This is a genomic window from Aegicerativicinus sediminis (assembly GCF_015476115.1).
Lineage (GTDB): Bacteria > Bacteroidota > Bacteroidia > Flavobacteriales > Flavobacteriaceae > Aegicerativicinus > Aegicerativicinus sediminis.
In genome coordinates this window covers 1393458-1418564 of sequence record NZ_CP064295.1, presented here as the reverse complement: position 1 = coordinate 1418564, position 25107 = coordinate 1393458, and the positions used below count along the sequence as shown (strand labels likewise).

At 34.7% G+C, this 25107-nt stretch carries 25 protein-coding genes; 5 read left to right on the top strand and 20 right to left on the bottom strand.

Annotation, left to right across the window (positions count from 1 at the left end; all coding sequences use genetic code 11):
- Window positions 1–6: 6 nt before the first annotated feature.
- Entirely contained in the window at window positions 7–663 is a 657-nt protein-coding gene (gene upp / locus ISU00_RS06035; RefSeq protein ID WP_228853150.1) for a uracil phosphoribosyltransferase, read from the top strand.
- On the opposite strand, the gene ISU00_RS06030 is transcribed toward upp, so the two are convergent.
- On the bottom strand, window positions 652–1575 hold the full coding sequence (locus tag ISU00_RS06030) for a DUF6427 family protein (RefSeq protein WP_228853149.1): 924 nt from the start codon (window positions 1573–1575) through the stop codon (window positions 652–654). The two genes, upp and ISU00_RS06030, sit on opposite strands and share 12 nt — an antisense overlap.
- A gap of 77 nt (window positions 1576–1652) precedes the next feature.
- On the opposite strand from ISU00_RS06030, the gene ISU00_RS06025 reads away from it, so the two are divergent.
- Window positions 1653–1880 carry a DUF6341 family protein gene (locus ISU00_RS06025; RefSeq protein ID WP_228853148.1) on the top strand — a complete coding sequence of 76 codons (228 nt, stop codon included), beginning with the start codon at window positions 1653–1655 and terminating at the stop codon, window positions 1878–1880.
- Here ISU00_RS06025 and purD read toward each other — a convergent pair.
- On the bottom strand, window positions 1875–3146 hold the full coding sequence (gene purD / locus ISU00_RS06020; protein WP_228853147.1) for a phosphoribosylamine--glycine ligase: 1272 nt from the start codon (window positions 3144–3146) through the stop codon (window positions 1875–1877). The genes ISU00_RS06025 and purD overlap by 6 nt on opposite strands.
- 193 nt (window positions 3147–3339) lie before the next feature.
- Here purD and ISU00_RS06015 point away from each other — a divergent pair, with 193 nt between their 5' ends.
- The 3 genes from ISU00_RS06015 to ISU00_RS06005 are packed head-to-tail and all read left to right on the top strand — an operon-like array spanning window position 3340 to window position 6904.
- A complete protein-coding gene (locus ISU00_RS06015; RefSeq protein ID WP_228853146.1) occupies window positions 3340–4653 on the top strand; it encodes a phenylacetate--CoA ligase family protein in 1314 nt (437 codons plus the stop codon).
- Entirely contained in the window at window positions 4650–5744 is a 1095-nt protein-coding gene (gene wecB / locus ISU00_RS06010; RefSeq protein WP_228853145.1) for a non-hydrolyzing UDP-N-acetylglucosamine 2-epimerase, read from the top strand. Before ISU00_RS06015 ends, wecB begins: the two co-directional genes overlap by 4 nt.
- Window positions 5741–6904 carry a glycosyltransferase family 4 protein gene (locus ISU00_RS06005; RefSeq protein ID WP_228853144.1) on the top strand — a complete coding sequence of 388 codons (1164 nt, stop codon included), beginning with the start codon at window positions 5741–5743 and terminating at the stop codon, window positions 6902–6904. Before wecB ends, ISU00_RS06005 begins: the two co-directional genes overlap by 4 nt.
- Here ISU00_RS06005 and ISU00_RS06000 read toward each other — a convergent pair.
- Genes ISU00_RS06000 through gmd form a run of 18 tightly spaced genes read right to left on the bottom strand, consistent with a single transcriptional unit; the run spans window position 6901 to window position 25070 of the window.
- Entirely contained in the window at window positions 6901–8259 is a 1359-nt protein-coding gene (locus ISU00_RS06000; RefSeq protein WP_228853143.1) for an exopolysaccharide biosynthesis polyprenyl glycosylphosphotransferase, read from the bottom strand. The two genes, ISU00_RS06005 and ISU00_RS06000, sit on opposite strands and share 4 nt — an antisense overlap.
- A gap of 1 nt (window position 8260) precedes the next feature.
- Window positions 8261–9250: a UDP-glucuronic acid decarboxylase family protein gene (locus tag ISU00_RS05995; protein WP_228853142.1), complete on the bottom strand. Its 990-nt coding sequence runs from the start codon at window positions 9248–9250 to the stop codon at window positions 8261–8263.
- A gap of 1 nt (window position 9251) precedes the next feature.
- Window positions 9252–10559, bottom strand: coding sequence for a UDP-glucose dehydrogenase family protein (locus ISU00_RS05990; protein WP_228853141.1), 1308 nt, complete (start codon window positions 10557–10559; stop codon window positions 9252–9254).
- A 52-nt stretch (window positions 10560–10611) separates the two neighbouring features.
- Complete coding sequence (locus tag ISU00_RS05985) at window positions 10612–11820, bottom strand: WcaI family glycosyltransferase (RefSeq protein ID WP_228853140.1); 1209 nt, start codon at window positions 11818–11820, stop codon at window positions 10612–10614.
- Window positions 11817–12365, bottom strand: a complete 549-nt coding sequence (locus ISU00_RS05980; RefSeq protein ID WP_228853139.1) for a putative colanic acid biosynthesis acetyltransferase — start codon at window positions 12363–12365, stop codon at window positions 11817–11819. Before ISU00_RS05980 ends, ISU00_RS05985 begins: the two co-directional genes overlap by 4 nt.
- Window positions 12366–12389: 24 nt before the next feature.
- Window positions 12390–13661: an O-antigen ligase family protein gene (locus ISU00_RS05975; RefSeq protein ID WP_228853138.1), complete on the bottom strand. Its 1272-nt coding sequence runs from the start codon at window positions 13659–13661 to the stop codon at window positions 12390–12392.
- A gap of 46 nt (window positions 13662–13707) precedes the next feature.
- Window positions 13708–14787 carry a glycosyltransferase gene (locus ISU00_RS05970; RefSeq protein WP_228853137.1) on the bottom strand — a complete coding sequence of 360 codons (1080 nt, stop codon included), beginning with the start codon at window positions 14785–14787 and terminating at the stop codon, window positions 13708–13710.
- Window positions 14747–15955, bottom strand: a complete 1209-nt coding sequence (locus tag ISU00_RS05965) for a hypothetical protein (protein WP_228853136.1) — start codon at window positions 15953–15955, stop codon at window positions 14747–14749. Before ISU00_RS05965 ends, ISU00_RS05970 begins: the two co-directional genes overlap by 41 nt.
- A complete protein-coding gene (locus ISU00_RS05960; protein ID WP_228853135.1) occupies window positions 15952–16716 on the bottom strand; it encodes a glycosyltransferase family 2 protein in 765 nt (254 codons plus the stop codon). Before ISU00_RS05960 ends, ISU00_RS05965 begins: the two co-directional genes overlap by 4 nt.
- The gene (locus ISU00_RS05955; protein WP_228853134.1) at window positions 16713–17423 is read right to left on the bottom strand and encodes an FkbM family methyltransferase; all 711 of its coding nucleotides are present in this window, start codon (window positions 17421–17423) and stop codon (window positions 16713–16715) included. Before ISU00_RS05955 ends, ISU00_RS05960 begins: the two co-directional genes overlap by 4 nt.
- Window positions 17420–18925 carry an oligosaccharide flippase family protein gene (locus ISU00_RS05950; protein ID WP_228853133.1) on the bottom strand — a complete coding sequence of 502 codons (1506 nt, stop codon included), beginning with the start codon at window positions 18923–18925 and terminating at the stop codon, window positions 17420–17422. The genes ISU00_RS05955 and ISU00_RS05950 overlap by 4 nt, the downstream gene beginning before the upstream one ends.
- Window positions 18926–18948: 23 nt before the next feature.
- Window positions 18949–20199 carry a sulfate adenylyltransferase subunit CysN gene (gene cysN, locus ISU00_RS05945; protein WP_228853132.1) on the bottom strand — a complete coding sequence of 417 codons (1251 nt, stop codon included), beginning with the start codon at window positions 20197–20199 and terminating at the stop codon, window positions 18949–18951.
- Between the two features lie 18 nt (window positions 20200–20217).
- On the bottom strand, window positions 20218–21123 hold the full coding sequence (cysD, locus tag ISU00_RS05940) for a sulfate adenylyltransferase subunit CysD (protein WP_228853131.1): 906 nt from the start codon (window positions 21121–21123) through the stop codon (window positions 20218–20220).
- Window positions 21116–21715, bottom strand: coding sequence for an adenylyl-sulfate kinase (gene cysC / locus ISU00_RS05935; RefSeq protein WP_228853715.1), 600 nt, complete (start codon window positions 21713–21715; stop codon window positions 21116–21118). The genes cysD and cysC overlap by 8 nt, the downstream gene beginning before the upstream one ends.
- A complete protein-coding gene (locus ISU00_RS05930) occupies window positions 21708–22127 on the bottom strand; it encodes a DUF2061 domain-containing protein (protein WP_228853130.1) in 420 nt (139 codons plus the stop codon). The genes cysC and ISU00_RS05930 overlap by 8 nt, the downstream gene beginning before the upstream one ends.
- Window positions 22124–22912, bottom strand: coding sequence for a 3'(2'),5'-bisphosphate nucleotidase CysQ (cysQ, locus tag ISU00_RS05925; RefSeq protein WP_228853129.1), 789 nt, complete (start codon window positions 22910–22912; stop codon window positions 22124–22126). The genes ISU00_RS05930 and cysQ overlap by 4 nt, the downstream gene beginning before the upstream one ends.
- The gene (locus ISU00_RS05920) at window positions 22899–23945 is read right to left on the bottom strand and encodes a GDP-L-fucose synthase family protein (RefSeq protein ID WP_228853128.1); all 1047 of its coding nucleotides are present in this window, start codon (window positions 23943–23945) and stop codon (window positions 22899–22901) included. The genes cysQ and ISU00_RS05920 overlap by 14 nt, the downstream gene beginning before the upstream one ends.
- A gap of 6 nt (window positions 23946–23951) precedes the next feature.
- On the bottom strand, window positions 23952–25070 hold the full coding sequence (gmd, locus tag ISU00_RS05915; protein WP_228853127.1) for a GDP-mannose 4,6-dehydratase: 1119 nt from the start codon (window positions 25068–25070) through the stop codon (window positions 23952–23954).
- Window positions 25071–25107: the final 37 nt, after the last annotated feature.

The following is a 25107-nucleotide window of genomic DNA, read 5'->3' as shown; positions in this document are numbered from 1 at the left end:
AACTTTATGATCGTCCACAATTTCTCAGAAAAATCATCAATAATAAATCAATTTGTTGCTGAATTACGCTCCAAAGAACTACAGAGGGATGCAATGCGATTTAGGCGAAATATTGAACGTATTGGTGAACTTTTGGCTTTTGAAGTAAGCAAGACATTAATATATGATCAGAAGGAAATTACGACACCAATGGGTACTTGCACATCTAAAGTTTTAATAGACGAAATAGTCTTATGCTCCGTGTTAAGAGCTGGATTACCATTGCACAATGGTTTATTGAATATTTTCGACCATGCTGAAAATGCATTTATTTCTGCCTACAGACATCATACTAATGCACATTCATTTGAAATCGTTGTGGAATATTTAGCCTGCCCGGATTTAAATAACAAAACCTTGATATTAGCTGATCCTATGCTTGCTACCGGCCAATCCATGGTTTCCACCTTCGAGGCTTTAGAGCCCTTCGGAAAACCTAAAGCAATTCACTTAATTTCTGTAATTGGTTCAACTGAAGGACTAGATTATATCTCAAAATCTTTTCCTGAAGATACCCACCTATGGATTTCTGCGGTAGATCCCCAACTTAATGATTATGGATATATAGTGCCTGGTTTGGGAGATGCGGGTGACTTAGCATTTGGAAAAAAATTACAGAATTAAATTGACAATTGGCGCAACAATAAGAAGCATGATAAGTACTTCCCTAAACCATTTTTCTTCAATAATTTCAAAATAGTTTGTGAGGATAATTGCTAATGGAGCAAAGAGAAAAAGGAATTCACTGCCATTTTTATCCGGAATAACCACTGCTACAGCTAAAGCAATGATTTCAGCTACTAAAATGATTATGAAAGATGGCCGATAATTTTTTTTCTTCGATTTCAATTGTTTGATGTAAAAGATTATGGCCCAGTTTCCATAAGATAGAAGGAGTGTTATAGCCACAACTATGCTTAAATCGTTAAGTTTTGAAAAATCGAAACTAACGCCAAACATGTTGTTTACGTATGCCACATAATCCATACCTGCAACAATCATAAACGACCAACCTATAATTACCACCGTAGCTACTCCGATTATGGGTACTATCCAATTTTTAATATCCACAATGGAATAGAGAAATAGACTTATAATAATTAAAAAGAAGAATAAGCCGCACCATGGGCAAAAAAGGGTGGCTAGAGAAATCCAAAAGGCCGCATCAAACAATTTCTTTTTTATTTGTTTCTGACTTCTAAGACTAATAAGTCTTCTCATTGCAAAAAGAACAAAAATATTCGCGATTATATAATCCGTATTCAAAATTGAATTTGGTAATAGGGCTACAAAAAGAACGAATATCAAGACCTTGTAACTATTCTTTCGAGTTAAATTATTCTTACTTACCAGAAAATCAAGTAGAAAAACGGTTAGAACACAAAGGGCAAAAACACCTATTTGTTTGAAAAGGAGGTATAATGAAAAGGGTTCGCTAATGGCCGAAATCTTGGCAAATACAAAGACCAATAGCAACACGGATACCGCAATAACAGAATGAATTGGTTTTGATTTTTCAAAAAAGCTTGATATCATCAAATTGTTATTATCTTTGCTCGGTAAATATAGGATTATACTTCCTAAGAGTTTATCGGGAATACAAGGAAAATATTATGAAAGACTTTTTTTACGGTATAGAAGATTTGTTTGTAAATTTCTTATTTAAGCCATTTGATGCCCTTCGATCATTAGAGTTGGAGAGTTGGACTTTGGCAAATGTTCTGTCTTGGATTTTTTTAATTGTTGGATTTGCCGCTTTCGTTTACTGGATGCTCGAATTAAAAAAATACAATGACAATAATGAGGAGAACAAATCAATTACTGCTCACTCCTACCTATAAATCAAAGCCAATATCTTTTCGGTAGTTCATTTTATCGAAGGTAATTTTCTCAATAGAAGCATAACATGTCTTTAATGCTTCCTTAAAATCCTTTCCATAGGAGGTAACTGCCATCACTCGACCTCCTGAAGTGACTACCTCATCGTCCTTATCAATGGCCCCTGCATGAAAAAGAAGTGAATCTTCAACATTTTTTAGGCCTATTATTATTTTTCCCTTTTCATAAGATTCAGGATACCCGCCAGAAACAAGCATTACTGTGGTTGCAGCCCTATCATCAATACTTAAGTTTTGAGAGTTAAGATTTCCATTGTCCAAAGCAACCAACAGTTCCAATAAATCAGACTCTAAACGAGGTATAACAACTTCCGTTTCAGGATCACCCATTCTTACGTTGTATTCTATGACTTTGGCTTCACCATTCACATTTATTAAACCAATAAACACAAAACCTTTGTATGGCAAATTATCCTTTTTTAATCCCGCCACGGTCGGCTTGACAACACGATCTTCAATTTGTTTAACAAAAGCTTCATCCGCAAAAGGAACAGGTGAAACCGCACCCATTCCACCGGTATTTAAACCTGTATCGCCTTCACCAATGCGCTTATAATCCTTGGCCATCGGTAATATCTTGTAGTCTTCACCATCAGTTAACACAAAACAACTTAACTCAATGCCATCTAAAAATTCTTCTATTACAACAGTAGTACTCGCTTCACCAAATTTGGCATTAACCAACATATTTTTTAATTCAGTTTTTGCTTCCGCTAGATCCTGTAAAATCAAAACTCCCTTTCCCGCAGCCAATCCATCAGCTTTCAACACATATGGAGGATTAAGGCTTTCTAAAAAACTAAGACCCTCCTCTAAGGTCTCAGAGGTAAAACTCTCATAAGCGGCCGTAGGAATCCCGTGACGAAACATAAATTGTTTGGCGAAATCCTTACTTCCCTCCAATTGGGCAGCGACCTTTGAAGGACCAATTACGGAAATATGCTCCGTTGTTTTTGAATTTTTAAAATAGTCATAAACCCCATTTACCAAAGGGTCCTCTGGACCAACGACGATCATATCGATTTGTTTTTCTAGAGCGAAATGCTTCAGAGCTTCAAAATCATTCACAGAAATTTTCACATTCTCTGCAATTTGGGAGGTGCCTGAATTGCCAGGAGCAACATAGAGATTGTCACATAATAAGCTTTGCTTTATCTTCCATGTTAAAGCGTGTTCACGACCTCCGGACCCTAGAATTAATACGTTCATGTTTTCTACTGGAATTTATAATTTTGATTGTCGTAGTACAGTTTACCACTATAGTTTTACTTTGGAATGCAAAAATAAGTGCTTTAGATGGAAAAGTTGCCCGCAATGAAGCTATTTGATAAAATATCAATGGCTATCTTGTAAAATCTTTACACCTTAGTTACTTTGGTTGGCTACTTAAAAGATATTTAAATTGAAATTATTCGACTTGGCCCTACAATTGAATGGTTATCCATTAAAAAGTGCAGAACGCTTTTTAAAGGAAATTCAAAATGAATACAGCTCGAATATAATGTCCTATCAAGAGAACCAAAGAAGGGAAATTTTAGATTATCATTTAAAAAACAATCCGAATTACATAAATTTTGTTGGAGGTAAAACCATTAGTAATTGGGAAGAAGTACCAATCCTTACAAAACGCCTCTTACAGCGACCATTAAATGAACGCATCAGCAAACCATACAAGAATAAAAAAATCTACCAAAATAAGACGAGTGGCTCCACAGGCGACCCATTTATTTTTGCCAAAGATAAATTTTGCCATGCCTTGACTTGGGCTGTAATTAAAAATCGGTTTGGTTGGCATAATATTGATTTGAACAATAGCAACCAAGCACGTTTTTATGGAATTCCAAAAGAATTTGTTGGCAGGTTAAAGGAACAGACTAAGGACTATTTTTCTAAAAGAAAGCGTTTTTCGATTTTCGACCTAAGTAAAGGTTCCCTTGAGAAAACCCTTAATACTTTTAAAGAAACCCCTTTTGAATATATCAACGGTTATACAACGGCGATTGTTCAATTTGCAAAATTTTTAGAGGAACGACATGTGCTATTGAAAGAGGTTTGCCCAAGTCTTAAAGTTTGTATAGTAACCTCCGAAATGTTGTTTGAGAAGGATCGCCAATTGATGCAAAAGCAGTTTGGTATTAAGGTTATAAATGAGTATGGCGCTTCAGAATTAGATTTAATCGCATTTGAAGATAAGGAACAAAACTGGCGTATAAACTGGGAAACACTATTTGTAGAAATTGTGGATGACAATGGCAAAATGATAAAAAATGGAGAAATAGGAAAAGTCTTAATTACATCGTTATATAACAAGGCTCATCCTTTAATTCGCTATGAAATTGGGGATTTGGCTGCTTTTGCTTTATCTGATACTGATTTTCCGGTTCTTGATAAACTGGTTGGTCGGTCGAACGATTTGGTGACACTCCCTAGTGGAAAAACCGCTGCAGGATTGACCCTTTATTACGTTACAAAAAGCTTGATTGAAGAGAACAATAATGTAAAGGAATTTATTATTGAGCAAATTTCAATGAATGAGTTTAATATCATTTATGTGAGTGACAAGGAGCTAAACTCCAAACAATTTGAAAAAATAAAAAAGGCTATGTCCTCGTATTTAGAGCCTAATTTGCACTATAAATTTTTTAGGAAGGATTTTATTGAAAGGCAGAAAAGCGGAAAGTTAAAACAGTTTAATAATTTAACTTTATCCACATGAAACTTACAATTGTCGCCGGTGCTCGTCCCAACTTTATAAAGATTGCGCCATTAATCAGGGCCATTGAAAAAAAAAGCAAACAGGGAATTAATATTAATTATGAGTTGGTTCATACAGGTCAGCATTACGACAAAAATCTCAGCGGCAACTTTTTTAGGGAATTAAACATCCCGGAACCAGAGGTTAATCTCAATGTAGGGAGTGGAACCCAAGCTGAACAAACGGCCGCAATAATGATCGGTTTTGAAAAGTACCTAAACAATAACCGACCCGACCTAGTTGTAGTTGTTGGCGACGTTACAAGTACCATGGCCTGCGCTATTGTGGCCAAAAAAGCAGATATAAAATTAGCACATGTAGAGGCGGGTATTCGTTCTTGGGACCTAAGCATGCCCGAAGAAATTAACAGAATGGTAACGGATTGTCTAGCTGACTATTTTTTTACAACTTCAAAACTGGCAAATGAAAATCTTAAATCTACTGGAGTAAGAGATGAGCAGATTTTTTATGTTGGAAATGTAATGATAGACACACTAAGACATGAAGAATCTAATTTTAAAAAACCTGAAATATTTAATACTGCACATTTGCATGAAAAAGACTATTTCGTATTAACTCTACATCGGCCAAATAATGTTGACGAACTTTCACATTTGGAATTCATTTTAAAAACAATAGTCCACTCTTCAAAAAATTACAAAATTGTATTTCCGGTGCACCCAAGAACTAAAAATCAGCTTAATGATTTAGTGAATGAATTTGATAATTTACTGACGGTTGAGCCAATGGGCTATTTAGAATTTAATTATTTGGTGAAGCATTGCAAAGCCGTAATTACAGATTCGGGGGGAATCACCGAAGAGGCGACGGTTATGCATGTACCCTGCATTACATTAAGGGAAAATACTGAACGGCCTGAAACTTGTGAAATTGGGACTAATGTCTTAGTCGGTTCGGATCTTGCAAAAATTCAAGCTGCATTTGAAAAACTTTATAACAATCAATGGCCTTATGGAGCAATCCCAGAGTTGTGGGACGGAAATAGCGCTGAACGTATCATAGAGAATCTGGTTAATCTTTTTCAAGCTTGAAAAAGGAAATTACCATAATTACCAATTATTTTCCGCCCGAAATGGGTGCAGCCTCAAACCGAATATATCAGTTGGCCAAAAGTTTAAAAGAAAAAGGCCATAAAATAACAGTGGTTACACCTCTACCTAATTACCCCGAGGGTAAAATTTTCAAAGGCTATAATGGGAAACTTACCTCAAAGACAACAGTTGATGGAATTGCAATAAATCGCCTTTGGTTGTTACCTAGTAAGTCTAAGGATAAATTATGGCGCGTATTATCAATTACTTCATATTGCTTAAGTCTTAGTTTATATTTTCTATTCACTAAGTTGCCGAGAACAGTTATCATACAATCACCCCCACTCTTTGTAGCCTTTACTTCGGTCTTTTGGTTGAAAAGTAAAAGCCGAAAATTAATTTTGAATGTGAGTGATTTATGGCCATTGGCTGGCAAAGAGTTGAAAGCTATTAAATCCAAAAAAAGCCTTAGCCTTTTGGAACAAATGGAAGCCTTTAATTATAGAAAATCGAATATTATCCTTGGTCAGAGCGCAGAAATTCTCCATCACATTTCAACTTTAGAGCCAAAAAAGCCAACTTTATTATATCGAAATTTTCCAAATTTTAATGCACCGGAAGCTCAATATGAAAGCGATTTAGGGAAGAAGAAAATGGTTTATGCCGGCCTTTTGGGAATTGCTCAAGGTATTTATGGATTGTGTCAAAAATTGGACTATTCCAAGCTTGAATTTCACATTTATGGATCTGGCCCTGAAGAGGAACAAATAAAAACACTGATTGCCGAACAACCAGAATTAAACGTTCAATTTCACGGAAGTCTTCCGAGACAGAAACTACATGAAGAAATAGTGCAATATGATTTTGCAATCGTTCCGCTGAGAAACCGTATTTATGGTTCAGTCCCTTCCAAAATATTTGAATATGCCCATTTAGGTTTACCTATGATTTATTTTGCAGGTGGTGAAGGCGGAGAGTTGGTTGCAGAGTTTAATTTAGGTTGGGTGGTTGAGCCAGCTAACTTTTCAGAATTGAACATTTTGATAAAGAATCTCAAAATTGAAAATTATTCCACAATTAAACGTTCAGAAATTAAAGAAATGGCTAAAATTCATTTTGAAAATTCAAAACAAATAAACGAATTAGAAAAGATTCTTTAATACGCTTTATCCTCGCCTTTAACAGTATTCAAAAACGTTTTTACAATAATTTTTAAGTCTAATAGGAGAGACCAATTTTCAAGGTAAAAGATGTCGTGTTTAACACGGCCTATGATATCATTTTCAGATTCAACTTCACCCCTATAGCCACTAATCTGTGCCAAACCTGTTATTCCTGGCTTTATAAAATGACGCACCATAAATTTGTCAATATTTCTAGCATATATATCCGTATGGCTTAACATATGGGGTCTTGGACCAACAACCGACATATCGCCAAAAAGAACATTGAAAAATTGTGGAAGCTCATCTATACTGGTTTTCCTTATGAAATTACCAATTTTGGTAATTCGCTCATCACCTCGTGTAACCTGGTTAAGGTGTGCTTCATCATTTGGAGTCATGGAACGAAATTTATAGCATTCAAATTCTCTGTAATTGAACCCATTTCTGTATTGCTTGAAAAACACGGGCCCTTTGGATTCTAATTTTATCAATATTGCCAGTATTGGGGTAAGCCAAGAAAGCACGAAAATGATGACCAAGGAAGAGAATATAAAGTCAAAAGTGCGTTTTAAAAATGCATTAAATGGTTGGTCAATAGGAATATTTCTTAAAGAAATAACCGGGATATAATTGTAATATTCATATTTAAGCCGTTTGGAATAAATCTCTTTATTGTCAGGTAGAAACTTTAAAACCTTGAGATTGTTGTCCGCAAAATCTATTACTTGACCTATTTGGAAATTGCTTAATTCAGAAATTGAACAATAAATTTCATCTATGTTCTCCTCAATGATAAACCTAAAACAATCCTCAATAGAAAAATTATCTAAGTTTTTAATCGCGAAGGTTTTTTTGTGGACATAACCAAATTCTGGGTTGTTTGTGAAAAAATTCTGTAATTCTAAAGTTCGTTTATTATTGCCAAGAATCACCGTTTTACGATAATTTCCACCACGTATTGTACGATATCTTTGGAGTAGATAAAAAACTGCAAACTTTGCAATGGAGATCAGCAAGAAGACTAGCAAAACATACTTAATGATGATGTCAGGCATCAGCCCATATTCCCTATAAAAACCTGAAAATGCAAATGTTATTAAGGTAAACAGAAGTAATTGCTTGAACAACAAGGAAATGATGGTTACCTCACGTGTGTAGCGATAAACCTCATAAAAATTGGATGCAATGGAGAGTAATATCCATGAAACGGATATGACCGAAATAAAGACTATCCCATTAATATCTGGAAAATAAACAAAAAGTGCGAGTCCATTTATAATACATAAATCAAGAAAGTACGAAAATGGACGCAGTAATCCAGAATAACGCCCTTGTTTAAATAGACTCACATCAATACTTTATGTGCTTAGAAAAGTCTTTATGTTCACTTTTATAAAGTTCTTCTTCTGTAAGATTTTTGAAATAATCAAAAGTAATCCGCATACCTTCAGCCCTACCCACTTTCGGCTCCCAGCCAAGCAACTCTTTTGCAAGGGTAATATCGGGCTGACGTTGCATTGGATCGTCTTTAGGGAGGTCTTTGTAAATGACTTTTTGATTTGTTCCTGTTAATTTAATAATCTCCTCCGCAAAATCCCTAATGCTAATCTCATGAGGGTTTCCGATATTAACAGGACTTGAATAATCGCTAAACAGTAATCTAAAAATTCCTTCCACCTGGTCGTCAACATAACAGAAAGATCTGGTTTGACTTCCATCTCCAAAAACTGTTAAATCCTCTCCCCTGAGGGCCTGACCCATAAATGCAGGGATAACACGGCCATCATTCAGACGCATTCTTGGCCCATAAGTATTGAATATTCTAACAATACGTGTTTCCAAGCCATGGAACCTATGATAGGCCATAGTAATCGATTCTTGAAAACGTTTTGCTTCATCGTAAACTCCACGCGGACCAATTGTATTTACATTACCATAATATTCCTCAGTTTGTGGGTGAACCAATGGATCCCCATAAACCTCAGACGTTGAAGCAATAAGGATACGTGCATTTTTAGCCTTTGCCAATCCAAGCAAATTATGGGTTCCTAGTGAACCCACTTTTAGCGTTTGAATTGGAATTTTTAAATAGTCAATTGGACTCGCTGGTGAGGCAAAATGAAGAATATAATCAACCGGACCATCAACATGCACAAACTCAGTAACATCATGTTCTATAAAAGAAAAGTTAGGATTAGAGTCTAAATGTTTTATGTTTTTAGAATCCCCGGTAATGAAGTTGTCCATACCGATAACCTTAAATCCTTCCTTTATAAACCGGTCACTTAAATGAGAACCTAAGAAGCCCGCTGCTCCGGTGATTAATACTGTTTCTGCCACATTAACTAGATTTTCTTCCTATTGAATTATAATAAAACCCAAGATCAATCATATCATTAACATCGTATAGGTTACGACCATCAAATATAACGGGGTTCTTCAATAAATCTTTTACTTTATTAAAGTTTGGTGTTCTAAAAATACTCCATTCAGTACAAATTACCAGTGCATCGGCGCCATCCAAAGTGTCGTACATAGAATCAGCAAAACTTATAGAATCACCAAGTTTGCGTTTTACATTAGGCATAGCTTCAGGATCAAATGCAACAACTTCAGCACCCGCTGCCAATAATTCATCAATTATATATAAGGCTGGAGCTTCACGTATATCATCTGTTTCAGGTTTAAATGCTAGTCCCCAAATTGCAAACTTTTTACCTTTTAAATCCCCATTAAAATAGGTTTTAATCTTAGGGATAATTGCAGTTTTTTGTTTAGCATTCACATCGATGACGGCATCCAAAATTTTAAACTGGTAGTTTTCGTCCTTTCCAGATTTATGCAAGGCCTTCACATCCTTAGGGAAACAAGAACCGCCATAACCAATACCTGGGAATAAAAACCTCTTCCCTATTCTAGAATCAGTTCCCATGCCAATCCTAACTTTGTCAACATCCGCACCAACCAATTCGCAAAAATTTGCGATTTCATTCATAAACGTAATCTTGGTCGCCAAGAATGAATTAGCGGCATATTTAGTTAATTCGGCAGAACGTTCATCCATTACGATAATCGGGTTACCTGAACGCACAAATGGTTTGTAAAGTTTTTCCATTAGCTTAGTTGCGCGCTCAGAACTTGCGCCAACTACAATGCGTTCTGGTTTAAGAAAATCATCTACGGCAAAACCTTCGCGAAGGAACTCTGGGTTAGAGACCACATCAAATTCTACTTTAGCGTTCTTGGCGATAGCCTCTTTAACTTTATCCGAAGTGCCTACAGGCACTGTGCTTTTATCCACGATGACTTTGTACTCTTTGATAAGTTTTCCGATGTCATCAGCTACACCAAGTATATATTTTAAGTCAGCCGAGCCATCTTCATCTTCTGGTGTTGGAAGGGCTAAGAAAATAATATCCCCATGCTCTAAACCCTCCTCTAAGGAGGTGGAGAACTTTAAACGATTTGCTTTTATGTTTCTTTCGAAAATTACATCTAAGTGAGGCTCATATATTGGCACCTCCCCATTTTGCATTTTTTCAACTTTTTCTTTATCGATGTCTATACAAACAACATCATTACCGGTTTCAGCCAAACAAGTTCCTGTTACTAAACCTACATATCCGGTACCAACTACGGAAATTTTCATGTTTTTAATTTAGGTGTTGCAAAAATAGGAATATTAAAACCCAAAATATAGCTTAATTAAGTGTTTCGGTTAACTCTAAATAAAATTCCTTCAATACGTTAATTCGGGAGAAATTATTATCAACATACATAAAGCCATTACTTTGGAAGGTTTTTCCATCTAGTTTTTCCTTAATTAAAGTTTCAACAACACTTAACACAGTCTCAACCCTATAATCAGAAAAACAATATCCTCCGTTTGAAATATTTATTAATTCACACAAACCTGAAGCTTCGGCTGCACAAATCAAAACTGGCTTGTTACTTCCCAACATTCCCAAAATTTTTGAAGGCATCACTGAATTTATTATGGATTTTTTTTGAAATAACAAATGAAGGTCCGCACTATTCAAAAGACTTGGTAAATAATCCATAGGTATTGGGTCATAAAAGACAGCATTAGAAACCCCTTTTAAAGTCTTACTCAACCATTTCTTTTTACTGCCATCTCCAACAACAACAAATTTTACCTTTTTATCATCTTTTAATTTTTGAACCAACTCTACAAATAAATCCCAATCCTGCTTTTCTCCTATATTTCCTGAATAAAGGATGTTGTATTTATCCATTTCACAATACGGATGAATTTCATCAACTGATTTTTGAAAATCCTTAGTATCTATAAAATTTGGAAAATAATAAGAGTTTGCAATGTTCTTATCTCTAAGTTTATTGATCATTTGTGGGCTTATAGTTGAGACTCGATGGGATTTTAGAAGTAATTGACTTTCAATTTTATCTAACAAATTAATTTGCCATTTACCTCTTTTGGCCATTCCTGAATTTTTTAAGGCTTCAATTTCAAAATCTTGAACATGCGTCCAAGTCTTTGAACCATAGAAAAGGTTATGAATTTTAGCTAAAAAAATACTAGTTAAAAATGGGACGACTGCAATGACAACATCTTGTCTACCAGATCGAAACATATTCAAGATATTGCCGAAAGTAAAGGAAGAAATATGAATTAATCTTCTTACAAAGTTTGGTTCTTTTGGAACATATTGTTTAAACCTAAAAATTCTGATACCTTGATAATTTTCACTATTATAAAACCCCTTTTTTTGATAATTTTCCCATATTTTCCACTGGGGATAATAGGGGAAGCCTGCAATTACAGTTACCTCACATCCTTGGGATTTTAAATACAATGCTGTTTCAGTTGAATAATGTCCTATAGCAGTATCTTCTGGATAGAAATTGAGGCTGATTAATAGAACCTTCATTTGCACTCCCTCTCTTTTATTACAATTGCAGGAGAACCATAACATATTTTGCCAGCGGGCAAATCTTTGAAAACACTACTTCTGGCACCCACAACAGTTCCCTCGCCGACTCTGATTCCTGGAGCTATATAAACATCTGTTGAAATCCAACAGTCATCTTCAATAATTATCGGTTTAGAATAGATTGGGAAGTTTCTGTTTGTATAGTCATGGCCTCCTCCACACAAATAAGATTTTTGTGAAATAACGGTATTCTTGCCAATTTGAATTTGGCCTAAGGAATAAAGATTTACTTCATCACCTATCCAACTATAGTCTCCAATAGTAACCTTCCATGGATAAACGATTTTAACTGAAGGTCGAATGAGAACACCCTTACCAATTTTTGCGCCGAACAATCTTAACAGAAATCTTCTCCAGCCGTAACACACCTGAGGTGATGGATTGAATAAAAACCATTGACATAGCCACCATAGTTGCACAATTATTTTGGATTTTCCTCTAAAACCGGGAGGCAGTTGAAAATTATTTAGCTCCTGATACATGATAGATAAAAATGAGAAGTTTAATCAAACTGATAATGCATTATTTCCCTTTTTCTCATCTAAAATTTCAAAGTAAGCAAAGATTGTTGAAAAAAGCACAAATGTTATGATACCGTAATGCCTATATAAAAAGTTTTCGGTAAGATTAACAATTAAAATTTGGACTAGGAACAGGGTGGATAGGAAATTTGTTTTCAGTGTTTTAAAAAGCATGCCGAAAAACACCAAAAACAATATCAACATTAACCATCCACCATATAGTAATAAATAGATAAAATAGTTATGTGAATTATAGGTTTGAATTTCATAAAAGTCGCTGTTGTAGTTGTCGGCATAACACAAGTTCAAATAATCTTGTTGGTTAGGTCCATATCCAAAAAAAGGCGTATGTTTTACTAATTTTACTGAACATTTTAATATTGCAACCCTGATATTAATTGAATTGAAATAATCGCCTGATATGGGTCGATTAATTTCTGTTCTTATTTCATTTATTCTTCCTTGGATCATAGTTTTGAAAGGAAATGATAACACTACAAAACCAAATATTACAATAGCTAACCGCCAAGCCTTAAATTTTTTGACTTTAGTTTTAAGCAAAAAGGCCACCAAAATTATTGTAGTTAAAAGCCATAGGATTAAAATGACTTTGGAAACCAATATAAAAATGATGGAAGCACAAATTATTGTGTTTACAAAATGCCCATTCCTATAAACCTTTCCCTCATAATCATAAACCAGTTTGTAGAATGAAATGGAATAACTCAGCAAAGCGAAATACCCAAAGTAGGTTGGGTGTAATTGATTTACCCCATTTTTATAGACAAAATTTCTAAAAAGCGGGATATTTTCGGGGCTAATTTCAAATAAACTAAAAATTGTGTGTCCCTTTAAAAACATTGCTAGATTAAAAAAGAAAAGAATTACAACACTCAGTTGAAAGCATTTGACAATCCATTTTAAATCACTCCTAGACACATAATTCGGAATAAACCTGAAGATTAAGGGAATAAAAACAAAAGGTAAATTCCTTAGGGTTATTTTTAAATCAAATCTTAAAGTTATTATTTGAAAAACAAGAAAAATCCAAAATACCGATGATAAAATCCAAAAAGTACTACCAAGCTGAAGGTCTTTATGGTTTTTATAAAAATCAACTAAAACAAAAATAAAACAACAAATAATGCATATAGAGCCAAAACTTTCTTTAAGAAATGGAAATAACCCTAAGGAAATATATGAAAGTCGTCCAAGGTTTTTATATGCATTGAGATTAAGGATTTCTAACTGTTTCATTTTAGTTTATGGCCTAAAGATTTGGTCATTAAAGATCCAAATGATTTTATTTTAGACTAGAATATAGAGAGAGCCAGTCTGACATTCTTTTCTTCCAGGAAAAATTTTCAATTACAAATTTCCTTAGGTTTATACCCATATCATTACGCTGTTGCCATGTCATTGAACTTATTATTAAGAGTTTTTCTTTTAACTGCTGAAGGTTTGGATGTATTAAAATTCCTCCATGATTGTTCCAAGCCTGAGGCAAACCGGTCTCATATGTAGTTAAAACAGGAGTGCTTTGCATAGCGGCTTCTAGATTTACTAAACCGATGGCCTCGGAATGGGAAGGATAAACGAGGAAAAATGCCCTTTTATATAGTATTTGCTTGGCTATTCCGTCAACATACCCAAGAAATTCCACGGATTGGGATAGATTTAATTTTTCAACAATTTCATCTAAATTTCTTTTATAAAAATTGGTCTCGCCAACAATTTTCAATTTAAAGTTAGAATCTTTGATTGCTGCAAATGCTTCTATCAGCAATTCAATACCTTTTTTCTTATCCAGCCTTCCAACAAACAACAGAAACTTCTCATCTTTCTCATTAGCAATGATATCTGTTTTCAGATCTAACGCAAGGTTTGGTATAGTCTTAATATTAATATTTCCAAATAGCTTTTTCAAATTATCTTTTTCCGAAATGGTTATTGCGTGAAAATAGTTAGCCTTTTTAAATACTTTTTTTGCAAACAAATGAAAATAAATCTTCTTTTTTAAAGTTCCTTGTGTCCATAACCATGGTTCGTACATTCCGTGTGGAGAAAACACCCAAGGAATTTTATTTTTGTTGGCAAAAAGCGCGGCAAAGTACTGGGGAAACATCCATACCCCATGAACGTGCAAGACATCAAAAGAATTATCCTCAAAAAGTTTTTGCATATTACTTTTCCATTTCTCACTGTACAACCATTTATTCTCACCTTTAATAACCTGAGCCGTATCATCGTAAGTATCATTTTGCGCTGTAAGAATAATTGAAGACCAACCATAATTAAGCAACTCCTCATGTAAGTTTTTAACTGCGGTTCTCAACCCTCCGCTACTTTTGGAGTAATCTTCCGTTATGTGCAAAATCTTCATCTAAATCTTTAAAAAATAATAAAAGGAAAAAATAAAATTCGGGCGGAAAATAATGCCCCTCTCTTAACAGTTTTACTATCAAATAGAAGAAAGTAGCCATCGCGATAGGGTTTTTATTTTCTCTAAAGATATTAATACCTCTTCGCAAAAAAAGAAAAAGTAAAACAAAGCTGAAAAAACCCAAATCCACCAACATTCTTAGAAACAGAGAATTTGCATCTTGTCGATTTATTTGAGATTGATTTAACTTTATAAGGTAGGGTGGAGGCGATAGTTCGGGATAATAATTATCATATCGGTACGGATATGACCCAATTCCACTACCAATTGGAAAATGAAGAAATCCTTGCAAAGAAATATATGTATTACTCAAAAGCGCATAAGTACTCAGATTAACATAATCTGGAAACCTTCCATCTACTATGGCATTAGCAGATTCAATCGTTTGGCGTGCTCGCCTTACAAAAACATTTTTTTCTTCAGATTGAATAGATGTATTCCAATTTGATTTAAGGTAGTAAAATACTCCAGTAAGAATCACACCAAAAATAAGGGCATACCGCAGAAAATATTTTATCCTTACCATTGATGTAATAAATATTAACAACAATCCTATATAACCTACAGTAGATTTAGACAATAATATTGTTGTCCCTATTAGTATTACAATCAAAAATCTTTTTCTTTTATAATAAAAGTAAGTTGCAGGAAGCATAATGGCAGCATAATGGGCAGGCTCGGTCAAAATACCATTAAGTCGAGAGCCGTCTGTAAAAACATTAATTCTCAGATAGAACATTGGTATTGCCAATAAAGCGATATAAAATGCATATTTAGTATATAATAAGAAAGGATACTTATAACCATATTCTTTCAAAAAAATATAAAAATAGGAGCTTGTTATTGCTATGCCAGAAACTTGGGCTATAACAGCAGAATATGAAAAATTAAAAACTATCGAGCCGAAGAGCCCATGAATCAAAAAGAAGACAATTAGGTAGATAATATTTTTGGGAAAATAAATTCTTTTATCATTTATAAACAATAGTGCATTGAATAAAAGGACTAAATAAAATAGTTTAATGTCAATAACATAGTGAAAGCTAAAATCCTCAGAGAATAAAGCAAAAATAGTAGTGTGAAGAATAAATACATCTTTTGCTTTCATTGGGTTATGGCCCTAAATTGAAACTTAGCTAATGAAATGCAAAAATCATAAAAACACAGTAGGTCATTTATTCCGGCGGTGGTTTTTTTTGCTTTCCAGGATTCTTTAAAAACCTCGAAAACCCTATTATTACTCAAGCCTTGAGAACCCATTTGTGCAAGAACAATAGGAATATGAAGTGTATTTAACCTGTTTTTTTTCCGGAGTAACAATTCGTAATCACCACAAATTTTATATGATTCATCAAATAATCCATATTGTTTAAAATATGTCCTGTTATGGAAGCTTCCTACATGTGCAATATTCATATATCTTTTAAATACAGACCATTTCCACTCACCTTCAATTATTTTACGAACATTTTCATTGTCAACGACCTCAACGTTAGAATATATTATATCTGGTTTTTTCTCGCCTAAAAACCTGATTTTTTTTGAATAAGAAAAGATTGCCTCTGGATTATAACAATCATCCGAACCTATAAATGAAATCCAATTTCCCTTTGCCATACGCAACCCTTTATTCCATGCTTCATAGACACCATTATCAGCCTCTGAAAGCCATTTATAGTCAATAAGTGAGTTTTCAAAATTAGTTTGATAAGCTTTTAATATTTCCTTGGTCCCATCTTCAGAATTGTTATCAATAACAATAAATTCAAAATTTTGATCGGTTTGTGATAATATCGAATTTAACGTTTGCTCAATTGTCTTGCCGCTATTGAAAGAAGCACAAATTACAGATAAGCTTGGTTCTTTCATTCCTTAAAAAATATGCCGTCTACTTGTAATAATTGGCCTGAATCTCTGTCATAAAATCCATTTTCCAAACTTTGTAATTTAAACCCTAAAGACTGAAGCTTTTCAGTCATTTCAATAAAAAGAACTTCTCCAGAATACATTGGCACAAGGGACATTTCTATTTGAATTCCTATAATCTTATCTAAACTTTTTGAAGATCCCTTTAATACCCTATCTTCATATCCCTGTACATCTAATTTTAGAAAAACGTTGTTATTCTTACCTGATATTTCTGGAAGGAAATCATCGAGTTTTTTCACTTCAATTCCTTCCAAAGCGACAAATTTGGATTTTGACTCAGTACTTAAATGACTATCCGTAAGTTCTAATATTGAGCTGCTATAAGAATTTTCTGAAATATTGATTTGCATTTCTTGTTTCTTATCTCCGAATCCAAAATTATGGCACTGCCATCGCGAGTCCGACTTTGAATTTTTGGCTAGAATCTTGAATACTTTTGACTGAGGTTCAAAAGAATGTATCGTTCCCTTATATCCTATTTGCCTCAACTGCCGAGCATACTGCCCAACATTACTACCTACATCTAGAACCAGATTGATATTGTATTTATCCAATAACTTCTTGCGCCTACGTAAATCGGTACTAGGGAACCGAATTACGTCTATATAGAAGATTTTGTTGATTTGTCTTCTTATGTATTCAATCATCTATTAGACAATAATAAATCCTTGAAATGTAAAACACTATGTTTTACAAAGTTAATCCTATATAGAGAAAATAGAAAAACGATTGCCAATATTGTTTGAACAACAATCAAAATATAAAATTGATTGATATAATAATTAATAATTACACTGAAAAGAGTAAATATGGAATAATGTGCAAGAAGATTGAATGATAAGGGATTGAAGTATGTTTTTATATCCAAGTGGTTCCGTTTATGGTATTCAATTAATAATAATAAGCTCCCAAGAGACAAAGACAAGGACCATGATAATATTATTCCTACACCACTGGAAAATACCAATCCCGTAATCAAACAAAATACTAAATTGAGAATACCGATTGCAATATGAGATATTAAATTCCATGAAAGATGGGCGGTTCCTAGATTAAATATATATGCAGAAATAGTAATTGAATTAATAAACCAACCTAGAATTAAAATAAGCCCAACAAGGACAAAATTCACATCAAAAGTACCGATGAACATAATGGAAATAATTTTGAGGTTTGGCAAGATTAATCCTAATGTAATGATTAACAATACAAGGTTTAATTTAAAAACATAAGAAAATTGTTTTTCCAGCGTACCGTTTCCATTTAAAGATTTCAGTGCAACAATTTTAGGTAGAATATTTTTTAAAATACCTAAAACTAATCCTCGCACTTGGATAATTAGTTTAGTGGCAACTTCGAACAATGCGACAAAACTTAAGCCGCCGAATCGAGAAAGAATAACTTTTGTAACCGGATCATACAAGGTTTGGCTTAGGCCAATAAACATAAACTTAACGCTATAACTAACAAACCTCCTCCACAATCCTTTAGGTATTTTCAGCTTAAAAAAATGATAATTTTTGATTCTCTTACAAATACAATAAATACCTAAAATAAAATATACTGATGCTTGAATAACATAGGCATAGGCTAATCCGATCAATCCGAATGAATTTACCATATAAATTGTAGAGACCAAATATGTTATAGATGCAATTATTATAGAAATAGATTTTAAATATGAGATGTTCAAACCTTCTAATACCGCAAAAAATAAGCCTGCCAAGACATTTAAATATAAACCTAACAAAATAAATAACATTACATTTTTACCAAGTTCAACTAAGTTGCTTTCAACTAAAAAGGGTAATATTAAATCTCCTATGGTATATACTGCTAGTAATAATACTCCAGTTAATAATGCAAGAAATATAAATGATACATTTAGCAGACCAATCAATTCTTTGAAGGAGTTCCTTGTAGATAGTTCGGCTGAATATTTAATAAGGCTTCCGGAAAAACCAAAATTTCCAAGTTCCGAAAAAGATGTTACTGAAATGATTAAAGACCAAAGACCGAATTCTTCAATACCTACAGAATTAATAACAAATTTGTAAATAACCAGTATAACTAATGCAGAGATTGTAATCTGCAAAACACTTAAAAGGGAATTATTTATTATTTGTTTATTATACCCCCTACCAGTCATGTTAAAAATTGTGGTGATCTAGGTTAAACCACCATCCCAGCGGCGACTGTTTCGTTGGTGGCATCGTCCACTAAGATAATACTTCCAGTGGTTCTATTTTCACGATAGGCATCCAACATTAATGGTTTTGTTGTTCTTATTCTAACTTTAGCGATATCGTTCATCTTAAGGCTATCCACCTCTGTTAAACGATCTAAGGTGTTAATATCGTATTTGTACACAATTTCCTTAATCATTGCTTTTTGGTCATTAGAAGTATGTTTAATAGTGTATTTGGCTTTAGGTTTGGAATCGCTATTGTTTAACCAACACAACATTACTTCTACGTCTTGGGATACCTCTGGAGTGTTATTGCTTTTAACAATCATGTCGCCTCGACTGATATCAATATCATCCTCCAAAGTTATTGAAACAGACATTGGCGCAAACGCTTCTTCTACCTCTCCATCAAATGAATCAATTGATTGAATCTTGGAGGTAAATCCAGAAGGAAGAACTGTTATATCGTCTCCTTTTCTAAATATTCCACTGGCTACTCTACCTGCATATCCTCTGTAATCGCGATGCGATTCGGATTGTGGTCTTAAAACAGTTTGCACAGGAAAACGTGCATCAACTTTATTTGTGTCACTACTAATATGAAGCGTTTCCAAGGTATGTAAGAGGGGAGCGCCTTGATACCAATCCATATTTTCAGAACGGTTTACGACATTATCCCCTTTTAGAGCGCTAATCGGGATAAACCGAATATCCTTTATTAACAGCTTTGATGAAAATTCTTCAAATTGATCTATAACAAGATTATACGCCTCTTCAGAATAATTTACCAAATCCATTTTATTGATACAGACTAGAACGTGAGGTATATGCAATAACGATGCTATAAATGAATGACGTTTTGTTTGTTCAATTACACCATGTCTAGCATCCACCAAAATAATGGCTGCATTTGCAGTTGAAGCTCCTGTAACCATATTCCTCGTATACTGAATATGTCCAGGAGTATCTGCTATTATAAATTTTCTTTTTGGAGTGGTAAAATATCGATAAGCCACATCAATAGTAATTCCCTGTTCTCTCTCATCTCGCAACCCATCTGTAAACAAGGCCAAATCGACTCCGTCATGACCCTTTCTCTTACTTGTTTGTTCTACAGAAGCCAATTGGTCTTCAAAAATTGATTTGGAATCATACAACAATCTTCCAATTAAGGTGCTTTTTCCATCGTCCACACTTCCTGCCGTTGTAAATCTTAAAAGTTGATTCTTTTCCATCCTTCTCTTCTTTACTAATTAAAAATAACCTTGTCGTTTTCTGTCTTCCATTGAGGTTTCAGAACGTTTATCATCACTCCTGTTTCCTCTTTCGGTCTGTCGCATGGCTGAAACTTCTTGCGCAATCAATTCCACCGTGTCGGCCTCAGATTCAATACCTCCGGTAATGGTAATATCTCCTAAAGTTCTGAATCGAATTTTTTTGTGATGTATGGTTTCATTTTCTTCCAACTTCAAATATTCTGAAACTGGAATCCAGCTATCATTCCTCCATACCACGTCGCGCTCGTGCGCAAAATACAACGAAGGTATTTGAATATTTTCCCTGCTAATGTAATTCCAAACGTCCATCTCTGTCCAGTTGCTAATTGGGAAAACTCTAAAATGTTCACCTTCAAAATATTTACCATTGAAGATATTCCATAACTCAGGTCGTTGGTTTTTTGGATCCCATTGACCAAAATCATCACGATGCGAGAAAAAGCGTTCCTTAGCCCGAGCCTTTTCTTCATCTCTGCGTCCACCGCCTATAGCGCAATCGACTTTGTTCTCCTCAATTGCGTCCAATAAAGTTGTAATTTGAAGAGCATTACGTGTTGCATTCTTGCCCTTTTCCTCAGCAACCCTTCCTTGGTCGATGGACTCCTGAACAGAACCCACAATAAGATTAACGCCCAATTCTTTCACCAAATCATCCCTGAATTTGATCGTTTCTGGGAAATTATGTCCCGTATCCACATGCATCAGAGAAAAAGGAATGGTGCAAGGATGAAAGGCTTTTTTAGCCAAATGGGTCACTACGATGCTATCCTTACCCCCAGAAAATAAGATTACGGGGTTCTGAAACTGCGCATACACTTCTCTTAAAACGAAAATAGCTTCGCTTTCTAACTCATCTAGATAATTGAGATAATATCTACTCATAAGTTTTTATTAATGGAAGAACAGCGTCTAAAACACTTTTTGCAGAGTCCTCGACACTCAATTCTTCAGTTAAAATTTCTAAATCAGGGTTTTCAGGTGCTTCATACGGTGATGAAATGCCAGTCATGTTAGATATTTCACCCGCCCTGGCTTTCTTATATAAGCCCTTAACATCACGAACTTCACATACTTCGACACTAGCATTTACATAAACCTCGAAATAATTATCAGAACCTAAAATAGCCTTTACTCTATCGCGGTCCTCGCGATAAGGTGACACGAAGGCTGCTAATACAACAATTCCCGCGTCTACCATCAGAGATGCAACTTCACCTATTCTTCTTATATTTTCTTTTCTTCCTTCAGGCGAAAATGTAAGATCGCTATTAAGCCCTTTACGAACATTATCTCCATCCAGAACATACGTTTTTATACCATTATTAAACAACTGCTCCTCAACCTTATTGGCAATCGTAGATTTACCAGAACCTGAAAGACCTGTAAACCAAATCAAAATGGATTTATGTTGGTAGGACTTATTCCTATTAGATTTAGATATTTTAAATGTATGAGGAATTATGTTCTTAGCCATGTTGTCTGCTTCGTTCATCTAAACCAAAATTAGATCGATACCAAATCGTTTCATGCAAATAATATAATAGCATTTTAGTTAACACCTCAGCTAACCCAATCTTAAATCCAGTAAGTGGATTCCCCGAAATGAGCCAAGCTAAAACCATTGTGTCTAAAGTACCGAGAACCCTCCACGTAATTGTCTTAAGTAAATGCCTTTGATTGCTGTTTAAAACACCAGATTTAAACCATAATCTTTCGTGCAAATAATACAATCCCATTTTTGTAACCACCTCTGCAAACCCAATTTTTAAACCAGTAATTGGGTTTCCAGAAATAATCCAGGAGAGAACTATGGTGTCAATAGTTCCAACAATTCTCCAAGTTATCGCTTTTGCGATGTGCCTTTTATGTCCTCCTAACTTGCTCAAGCTCTAACTATAAACCAAGGATTTAGAAGGTCCTGTTTGTTGTATTGCAAAGGCTTATTGTTTTCCAAAGAAATTACATTAATTCCAACAGCTTCACAAATAGCCTGGCCTGCTGCGGTATCCCATTCCATCGTTGGTGCAAAACGCGGATAAACATCCGCTTTACCCTCTGCCATTAAACAAAATTTTAACGAACTTCCTCTCGACACTATTTCAGTTGAATTTCCTTCTTCCTGCAATTTTTCAATAAAATTTTTCGTCTCATCGTTCATATGGGAACGACTTCCAACTACTCTTAAAGGGTTTTGGGTTCGCTGAGGACCAACCTGATCATCAGTTAGACTTGTTAAGTCGTCCTTTCCTAAATCTATTTTTACAGCACTCTTAGCCAATACATCACCCCAATACAAAGTGTTTTCTGCAGGAACACCAATAACTCCCAACTGTGGCAACCCTTTTTTAACAAGGGCTATATTAACCGTGAATTCTCCATTTCGCTTAACAAATTCTTTGGTTCCATCGACTGGATCAACTACCCAACAAAACTCCCAATCTTTTCTAACAGAAAAATCAATTTGTTTGTTCTCTTCACTTATTATTGGAATACCTGTCTTAAGCAAATATTCATTAATTATTGCATTCGAACGCTTATCCGCTTCTGTTAAAGGTGATTTGTCGTCCTTATATTCTACATCAAAGGGTGCATTATAAATCTCCATTATAGCTTTACCTGCTTCTTTTGTTGCTTCAATCGCAATATCTAATAATTCTTTATTGGCCAACATACCATTTATAAATTCGTTTTATACCCTCTTCTAATTCTACACTGTGCTTCCAGCCCATTCCGTGCAGTTTACTCACATCGGTCAATTTTTTCATAGTACCATCAGGTTTTGATTCATTGAAAATCAATTCGCCTTCAAAACCAATTATATCTTTAATAAGAAATGCCAAATCTTTGATACTGATATCCTCTCCGGTTCCAATATTAATATGGGTATTTCTAATCTCCTTGTTTTCTGGAGAATAAGTGTCTGAAAAATTTCTATTCTCCATTATGAACACACAGGCCTCCGCCATATCTTCAGACCACAAAAATTCTCTCATCGGCCGACCACTACCCCATATTTCAACCGAATTTCCATCTACGCCGAACTTAGAAAGAAACGTTTTGGCTTCTTCAATATCAGATAAATGCAAATCTTGCAAAACCTTACTTTCTTTTCCTTCTGAAAGCAATTTAGCCAGATGCATTTTTCTTATAAGAGCGGGCAATACATGAGATTTTTCTAAATCGAAATTATCATTTGGTCCATAAAGATTGGTCGGCATGACCGATATAAAATTTGTACCGTATTGAATATTATAGCTTTCGCACATTTTAATCCCTGCTATTTTTGCAATCGCATAGGGCTCATTCGTATATTCTAAAATATCAGTCAATAAATAATCCTCTTTCATTGGCTGGAGAGCATTTTTAGGATAGATGCAAGTACTGCCCAAAAACAAAAGCTTTTTTATACCATGTACAAAACTTTGATGGATGACATTATTCTGAATCATCAAATTAGCATAAATAAAATCTGCTCTATAGGTGTTATTGGCAACAATTCCACCAACCTTTGCAGCGGCCAAGAAAACGTATTCAGGTTTTTCCTGTTCAAAAAACGATGCAACAGCTTCCTGATTAGTTAAGTCGAGCTCAGCATGAGTCTTGAAAACTAGGTTTTTATATCCCTTTGCTTGAAGCGCTTTTATTATAGCACTTCCAACCAATCCTCGATGACCTGCCACATAAATTTTAGAGTTGGGGTTCATAAATTACTATTCGAAATAATTCTTAATTCTATAACCGCCATCCTGCAAGAATTGCTGTTTCTTCATCAGTTTAAGGTCGCTTTGCATCATATCGTCCACTAATGCTTGTAAATCATATTCTGGAACCCATCCTAATTTCTCCTGTGCTTTGGTTGCATCACCAATCAACAAATCAACTTCCGTTGGGCGATAATATTTCTGGTCAACTGAAAGCACCTCTTTACCTACTGGTAATTGATAATCAGGATTATCACATCTTTCTACAAAGGCTTTTTCATTTTCTTCTTTACCTTCAAACCGAAGGGTGATACCAATATGCTTAAAGCTCATTCTAACAAAATCCCTAACTGAAGTGGTTTTACCAGTCGCAATTACCCAATCCTCTGGTTCATCTGCCTGTAATATCATCCACATCATTCTAACATAATCTTTGGCATGCCCCCAATCACGTTTTGCATCCAGGTTTCCTAAATAGAATTTATCCTGAAGACCCAAGGCTATTTTTGAGGTCGCACGAGTAATCTTTCGAGTAACAAAGGTTTCTCCTCTAATTGGAGATTCATGGTTGAAAAGAATACCATTACATGCATATATTCCATATGCTTCCCGATAGTTAACTGTTATCCAATAAGCATACATTTTTGCAACAGCATAAGGGCTTCTTGGGTAAAAGGGTGTTTTTTCTGTTTGGGGAATTTCTTGAACCTTGCCATACAATTCTGAAGTTGACGCCTGATAGATACGAACATCCTTTTCAATACCTAACATTTTAACTGCCTCAAGTATTCTTAAAGTTCCTATACCGTCCGCATTTGCTGTATATTCGGGCATTTCGAAAGACACATGCACGTGACTCATCGCGGCGAGATTGTAAATTTCGTCTGGTTTTACCTCCTGAATTATCCGTATTAGGTTGGTACTATCTGTTAAATCTCCATAATGGAGGTAGAAGTTTCGGTGTTCAACATGGGGATCCTGATAAAGGTGGTCGATTCTGTCCGTATTGAATAGGGAAGATCTGCGTTTTATACCGTGCACCACATATCCCTTCTTTAAAAGAAATTCACTAAGATAGGCACCGTCTTGTCCCGTAACGCCCGTAATAAGGGCAACTTTTTGTTTCATATGATATTTGTTGAAAGCCAAACAGTTAATTCGGATT